General features: G+C 66.5%; 7 protein-coding genes and 1 tRNA gene. 3 read left to right on the top strand and 5 right to left on the bottom strand.

Annotation, left to right across the window (positions count from 1 at the left end):
- The first annotated feature begins 136 nt into the window (after positions 1-136).
- Together B4M62_RS00830 and B4M62_RS00825 are read left to right on the top strand one after the other, a co-directional pair.
- Positions 137-211 (top strand) — tRNA-Arg (locus B4M62_RS00830).
- Positions 212-667: 456 nt separating this feature from the next.
- Positions 668-1,693 (top strand): glycosyltransferase, encoded by a 1,026-nt coding sequence (locus B4M62_RS00825; protein WP_290703726.1) that lies wholly within the window; start codon positions 668-670, stop codon positions 1,691-1,693.
- A gap of 241 nt (positions 1,694-1,934) precedes the next feature.
- Here the strand turns inward: B4M62_RS00825 and B4M62_RS00820 are convergent, their stop codons facing one another.
- From B4M62_RS00820 to B4M62_RS00805, 4 genes are all read right to left on the bottom strand, one after another.
- The gene (locus tag B4M62_RS00820) at positions 1,935-2,432 is read right to left on the bottom strand and encodes a hypothetical protein (RefSeq protein ID WP_290703723.1); all 498 of its coding nucleotides are present in this window, start codon (positions 2,430-2,432) and stop codon (positions 1,935-1,937) included.
- On the bottom strand, positions 2,429-3,010 hold the full coding sequence (locus B4M62_RS00815; protein WP_290703719.1) for a hypothetical protein: 582 nt from the start codon (positions 3,008-3,010) through the stop codon (positions 2,429-2,431). Before B4M62_RS00815 ends, B4M62_RS00820 begins: the two co-directional genes overlap by 4 nt.
- Entirely contained in the window at positions 3,007-3,348 is a 342-nt protein-coding gene (locus B4M62_RS00810; RefSeq protein WP_290703716.1) for a PadR family transcriptional regulator, read from the bottom strand. The genes B4M62_RS00815 and B4M62_RS00810 overlap by 4 nt, the downstream gene beginning before the upstream one ends.
- Positions 3,349-3,490: 142 nt before the next feature.
- Entirely contained in the window at positions 3,491-4,096 is a 606-nt protein-coding gene (locus B4M62_RS00805) for a TetR/AcrR family transcriptional regulator (RefSeq protein WP_290703714.1), read from the bottom strand.
- 484 nt (positions 4,097-4,580) lie between these two features.
- On the opposite strand from B4M62_RS00805, the gene B4M62_RS00800 reads away from it, so the two are divergent.
- On the top strand, positions 4,581-5,225 hold the full coding sequence (locus B4M62_RS00800) for a J domain-containing protein (RefSeq protein ID WP_290703712.1): 645 nt from the start codon (positions 4,581-4,583) through the stop codon (positions 5,223-5,225).
- Between the two features lie 251 nt (positions 5,226-5,476).
- On the opposite strand, the gene B4M62_RS00795 is transcribed toward B4M62_RS00800, so the two are convergent.
- Positions 5,477-5,999: hypothetical protein (locus tag B4M62_RS00795; RefSeq protein WP_290703710.1), on the bottom strand; the 523-nt coding region annotated here is incomplete at its 5' end.

Raw genomic sequence — 5,999 nt, 5'->3', positions numbered from 1 at the left:
CCGCACACCCGCCGACGCCGGCGTGGAGCTGTGAGGCAGTAGCGCAACCCCCGCCGTCGCGCGAGCCCACGTCGCCGCGGGTGCGTCTTTGGTCGCTATCGTGGTTGCGTCTCGTCGTCTCCACGACGGAACCCCCGCCCTCGTAGCTCAGGGGATAGAGCGTCGGCCTCCGGAGCCGGATGCGCAAGTTCGAATCTTGCCGAGGGCGCCATTGGGTTTCTGCTGTGATCAGGGCATATGTCCTGATCACAGCGGTGGTCAGTTCACAGCTGTGCCGGGCTGTTCGCCACTTCTACCCGCCAGTGGTGGGAGGAGATTCGTCTGGCGGGTCTCACCGAGTGGAAACTTCGGCGACTGATGGAACTTGTGGCCTTGCGACAGGCGGTCGGGCCCGCGAAGGTGGCGGCGTCACGTGAGGCCGTGACCGTTTGGCGTCGTCGGCACCGGTGCCAGGGTTATGGGCGAGCAGCATTGGGTGCCCTGAACGCCACGGTCGGGTCGGGGTCAGCACACTGGCGGCCTCCTGTGGGACGATTCGGTGATGCGAGTGTTGGGTGCGTGTTCTCTCGGCGGCGCTGGTCACCTCGAACCACTGCGACCACTTCTCGATGCTGCTCAGCGTCGGGGTGCGGACACGTTGGTTGCGGGTCCGCCGGCTATCGCTTCGATGGTTGAGCAGATGGGCTTCCGGGTTGCGGTCTGCGGCGAGCCGCCCGAGGATGTTGTCGGGCCGATTCGTGAACGTTTGCCGACGGCGCCTGCCGCTGAGGCCTCGGTGCTGGGCAACCGTGAGCTGTTTGGTCGACTGGCGACAGCGGCCATGCTGCCTGGTCTGGAGCGCATCGTGGCGGGGTGGGGCCCTGACCTTGTTGTGCGAGACCCGTGTGAGTACGCCTCGGCGGTGATCGGGCATCGTGAGCACATCGCCATGGCGCAGGTGGCGATCGGCCTTGCCGATGTCGAGTGGGGATCGATCGAGGTGGCCTCTGCGGCGCTCGAAGTCCACCGTTCGGGCCTGACCGACGAAGTCAGACTGACGCCGTACGTGACCCGGTTCCCCGCCTCGCTCGACTCGTCACCGTTTCCTGACACGCGCCGTTACCGCGAGACCCCCGGGCATCCAATGCCCCTTCCGGATTGGTGGGACGGATCCACTGCTCCATTGCTCTATGTGAGCTTCGGAACGGTCCTGGGCCACATGTCGATGGCTGCGACGGCCTATCGAGTCGCGCTCGCCGCTGTCGGCGAACTCGACGCACGGGTGCTCCTCACCGTCGGTCGCCGATTCGACCTCGACCAGCTCGACGCGATCCCGCACAACGTCCACGTAGAACCCTGGGTCAACCAGCCCGACGTGCTGGCTGAGGCCGACGTCGTCGTTTGTCACGGCGGTTCGGGCACAACCTTCGGTGCGTTGGCCGCCGGCGTGCCGCTGGTGATCGCTCCGATGTTCGCCGACCAATTCGCCAACGGCGCCAAAGTGGCTGCCTCTGGCGCAGGTGTAACCCTGGGCTCCGGCGCTGCCGGTGGCCGCCGGCGCCCGCTGAGCTGGGCCGACGGCAGTCCCCTGGCTCAGGCGATCGAGACTGTGCGGCGCGACCGCTCCTATCGCCTGGCAGCACATCAGATCGCAACCGAGATGGCTTCCGCCCCCACCATCGATGAACTCCTGATGGACTTGCTGGCTCAATAGAACGAACCACGCACGGTCTCTGGGTGGAGCGCGGTTGGTGCGTCATCGGGTTGCTCGTCCTCGACGTTGAATGGGTCACTCAGCTCTCCGTGGACCCGTCGGATCGGCGTCAGGGGCTGGGAAGCGCGCTGCTCGAGCGGGCAAAGGAGCGGTCACCCGATGGGCTGGATCTGTGGACGTTCGAGCTGCACGTCGGTTCACAACCGCCCGGCACGTCGAGGTGTCGACCGGTCGACAGCGCCTATGTGGTGCTCGACGGCGGTTGCTGTTCGTCGCCGAAGGAGAGCCCGCAATCGTCGACGGCGTACTGGACGATGGCGGGCGTGAGGGTGTGTGAGGTGTCGATGGCGAGCTGCGTGCCCTGTGGTGTGCTGAACACGATGTTGAGGTTGAAGTCGACGGTGCTGAGGTAGCGGACGTACTCGTCATAGGCGGTCTTGTAAGCCGCGACGTCGCCGGCGATGGCGGCGGGCGCCGCGGTGTTGGCCTGCTCGAACCAGCCTGCCGCTTCGGTGAAGGTCGCCTTGGTCTCCGTCGGGCTCGAGTCGTCGGTCGGGGAAAGCAGGACGATCAGGTGGGCCATCGCCTCGCAGAACCCGCCTTCGGTGGGGTTCGCGGCGGTCCCGGTTGCTGCAGTGGCGGCAGCGGTGTTGGTCCCGGCGTTCTCGTTGTCGCCACACGCGCCAGTCGTGGCGCACAGCACGACCGACACGACGACGAGACGCAGGCGCGGTCTCACGTGGGGATCGCTCGCGAGTGGCGTTGGGCGAGGCGGGCGATGCCGAGCAGCACGCCGGTTCCGGTGGCCACGAAGGCGACCAGGAGGGCGAGCATCATGACCTCCCATGCCTCGACTCCGAAGCCGGCGCCGACGATGACTGCGACGATGATGCACGGGCCGGCGAGCACGAGCTTCCACCAGCCGTCCGTCGAGAGCTTGGCGCCGATCGGCCCGGACCGTTTCCAGGCAACGGCAGCGATCGTGCCGGCGACGACGGCGATACACAAGCCGATGACGACGATCGCGATGTTGCTGCCCCCGAGTATTGCAAACAGCAGCCCGCCGGCGGCGAGTGCGGTGAAGAGCAGCGGGATGAGGTGGGTCGATGGTCGGTTCATGCGTGCCTCCAAGTGTTGGGTCGGGATCGTGATGGCGAGGTCGAGAGTGCAGCGGGCACCGACCAGCCATGCCGGTTCGTCGCTGCACTGCTCGCGTAGGAGCTGCACCATGTCGGTGCCGTACTCGTCGCGGAACTCGCGCGGGTAGAGGCGCAGCAGCGAGCGGTAGACGCGCACCGTCGCCCGGTCCCCGTTCATGCCGGTGCCCCACCGGCCAGGTGACCGGCTACCCGGTGCACCAGCGTTTGCAAGCGGGCGAGCTCGGCAAGTGCCACCGCCCGGCCATTGGGGGTCAGTTCGTAGTAGCGGCGGCGCTCGGTGTCGGTGTGGGCGGCGCGGTCGGTCGTCTCGATGATGAGACCGTCGTCGACGAGCCGGTTCAGCGTCCCGTACAGGGTGCCCGGGCCCATCTTCACTGCACCGTCGCTGAGTTCGCCCACCCGTCGCATCAATGCGTAGCCGTGGAGCTCACCTTCGAGAAGGGCGAGCACGATGTGGAGCGAGGCGGCCGGGAGCGGCTTCGAAGTGCGCTTCATAGTCGAAGTATGATATACCGATTTCCGATAGTCAAGGGCTTGCCGGGTAGGTGGACCAGCGGACCAATCGCAGCCGCCTGCGGCACCCAACCCAACCCAACCCATCGCGCAGACTGGCGGGCAGACCCGACCCAGGCTGGTGTCAGCGGGCGTCGCGGACCGCGCGCTCGACTGCCTCGGCAGCGAGACGCGCAGCGCGCTCGATGGGGATCTCGAGGACATCGAGGAACTCGAAGAGAGCCGAGGAGGACACAACGAGCAGCGTCGTGTCCACGATGTCGTCGACACGTTCATCGTCGAGCCCCGGTGTCTCGCGGAGCAGAAGGGCACGGGTGACGTCGCGAAAGAACGGAATGCGGGCGCGGCGGATCGCCGCCCCGCTCGGGCTCGTGTGTTGCGCGCGGATCAGAGCCTCTTGGTCGAGTAGTGCTCGCCACGCTTCTTCGAGCCATGCGTGGAGGTCGATCAGGTCGAACTCGGCGGCGGGCAGGTTCGATGCGGCAACTCGGTCGCCGACCGCTGCGACTGCGTCGACGACGTGCTGTCGCGAGGGGAAGTAGCGATAGAGCGTCCGCAACGAGACTCCCGACGCGGCTGCCACTTCGGGCATCGTGAAGTCACACGTTCCGCTGGCGCCGACAAGATCGACGACGGCGTCAAGGATTCGGACGCGAGTCCGTTCAGCGTTCTCGGCGCGGATGCTGCGAGGCGGCAACGGCGGTGCAAGCTCAGGCGGTCGGGTAGTCACGGCGCGAGTCTACTTGACATTGTCATGTCATCTTGGCATAGTCGTGCCATGTTAGAAGTACACGTCGACGTCACCATCCGACGACCGCTTGAGGAGGTGCTGGCACAGTTCGGCGATGTCGGTGATCACGAACGCAACGGCCATCACCGTGGCGTGAGCTTCCACGTGTTGTCCGAAACCTCGCAGTCGTGTTCGTACTCCCAAGTGTCCCGCGTCGGGCCTGTACGACTCCGACAGCATTTCGAACTCGACAAGAGCGTTCCGGCCCATCAGGTGAACGCGTTGATCTCTGGTCCGTTCTCACCCGGCTCGATCAAGTTCGACATCGTTGCCGACGGTGACAATGGAGCCAACGTCACCGCGACGTTGTGCTCGACTCGACCAGGGCTGACCCAGCTGGCGGCGCCGCTACTGCGGCGTTCGTTGGCACGTGCCCTCACCCGCAGCCTCGAGGAGGACCGCGACGATCTGGAGTCCGGACGATATGCGTCGAGACTCGGAGCTACATGACGGGTCGCACGTGGTGACGCCCTACGACACCCTCGGCGTTGCTCGCGACGCATCCGATACGGAACTCCGGTCCGCCTACCGCACTCGGGCGAGGCAGCTCCACCCCGACCTCCGGAGAGACCGAACACCGACGGAACGCGCCGACGACGAACGCGCAATGCAGTGCCTCAACGCAGCGTGGCATGTGCTCCGCGAGCCCGATCGCCGGCACCGCTACGACCAATCGCTCGACGAGCTCCGAGCCGACGGTCACCACGTCGAGCCCGCCACCGACAACCCGCCAGCGCACGTCGACGAACCAACCGGGCCAGCCCGCGTTCGCCCCATCATGGCCCTCCTCGGCGCCTTGCTGGCCTGCACGATCGGCACCGCGTTCGTCCTCCTCCACGAGACATCGAGCCAAACTCCGAGCGAGGGAGTCGGCGCCGTCACCGCCGGCGACTGCGTCACCGTCCGCGGCGGCCACATCAGCGAGATCGTCCCGTGCGACTCACCGAATGACGGCCAAGTCATGTCAGAGATCCCCCGCAGCCAAACCTGCGCCACAACACAGCGACTCGTCGACGGCCGAATTGGCGGATCAACCTTCTTCTGCTTGGACACCACCGGCCGCCCATGAAGCGAGACCGGGCACACCACACCACGGACAAGATGGCTCCGTCACCGCATCAGCCTCAACGGGACACACCTCGCCATGACCGGACGCCGATCGGGCCGAGGTAGTCGGTCGCCGCCTCGTGGAGGAGCATCGCTTCCCGTTCCGCATACTCCGGAAGTTCGTTCGTTTCGATACCGCCGACATCGAGGCGCGGATCGACGCCCGCCGCGTCGAGCCGGCGTCGTCACTCGTTGGGCGGGGCACACCAGCCGTCAGCCGTCGGTGGGCAGGGTGGCGTTCGGCGGGCGGGCGCCGCCCAGGTCTGGCGTCACGTCGCTGTAGTCGCCCATCGGGTCGGCCGTTTGTGCAGCAGCTTCGGCGACGGCTTGGTCGACCACGTCACTGAGGTTGGCCCACGAGATCTGGCCGGCCACTTGACGGGCCTGCGCTTCTGCGAACATGGCCTCGGCGGTGTCCCAATCGGGGGTCGAGCCCACCGACAGGACCATGTTCACCACGTTCACCTGGCCGGCGACGGCCACCGCCAGATAGCCGTCGATCATCGACGTCCACTGCTGGAGCGAGAGGGTGAGATCGGCATCTCCGGTCTGCGACATGGCGACGAACCCGTCCGATTCGTCGGAGATGATGATCACCAGATCGCCCGCGGGGTCGTCGACCAGCCACGTCGCCGAACTGCTGGTGGTCCACGGATGCAGCACACGCGCAGTCTCCACGTGGAGGGGGTCGTGACACACGGACTGGTTGCGGCACTTGTGAATCCACTCCATCCCG

It is taken from the genome of Gordonia sp. UBA5067, assembly GCF_002414845.1.
Classification (GTDB): Bacteria; Actinomycetota; Actinomycetes; order Mycobacteriales; family Mycobacteriaceae; genus Gordonia; species Gordonia defluvii.
Note: the sequence above shows the minus strand (reverse complement) of the source record. Positions and strands in the feature narration are given on the sequence as shown.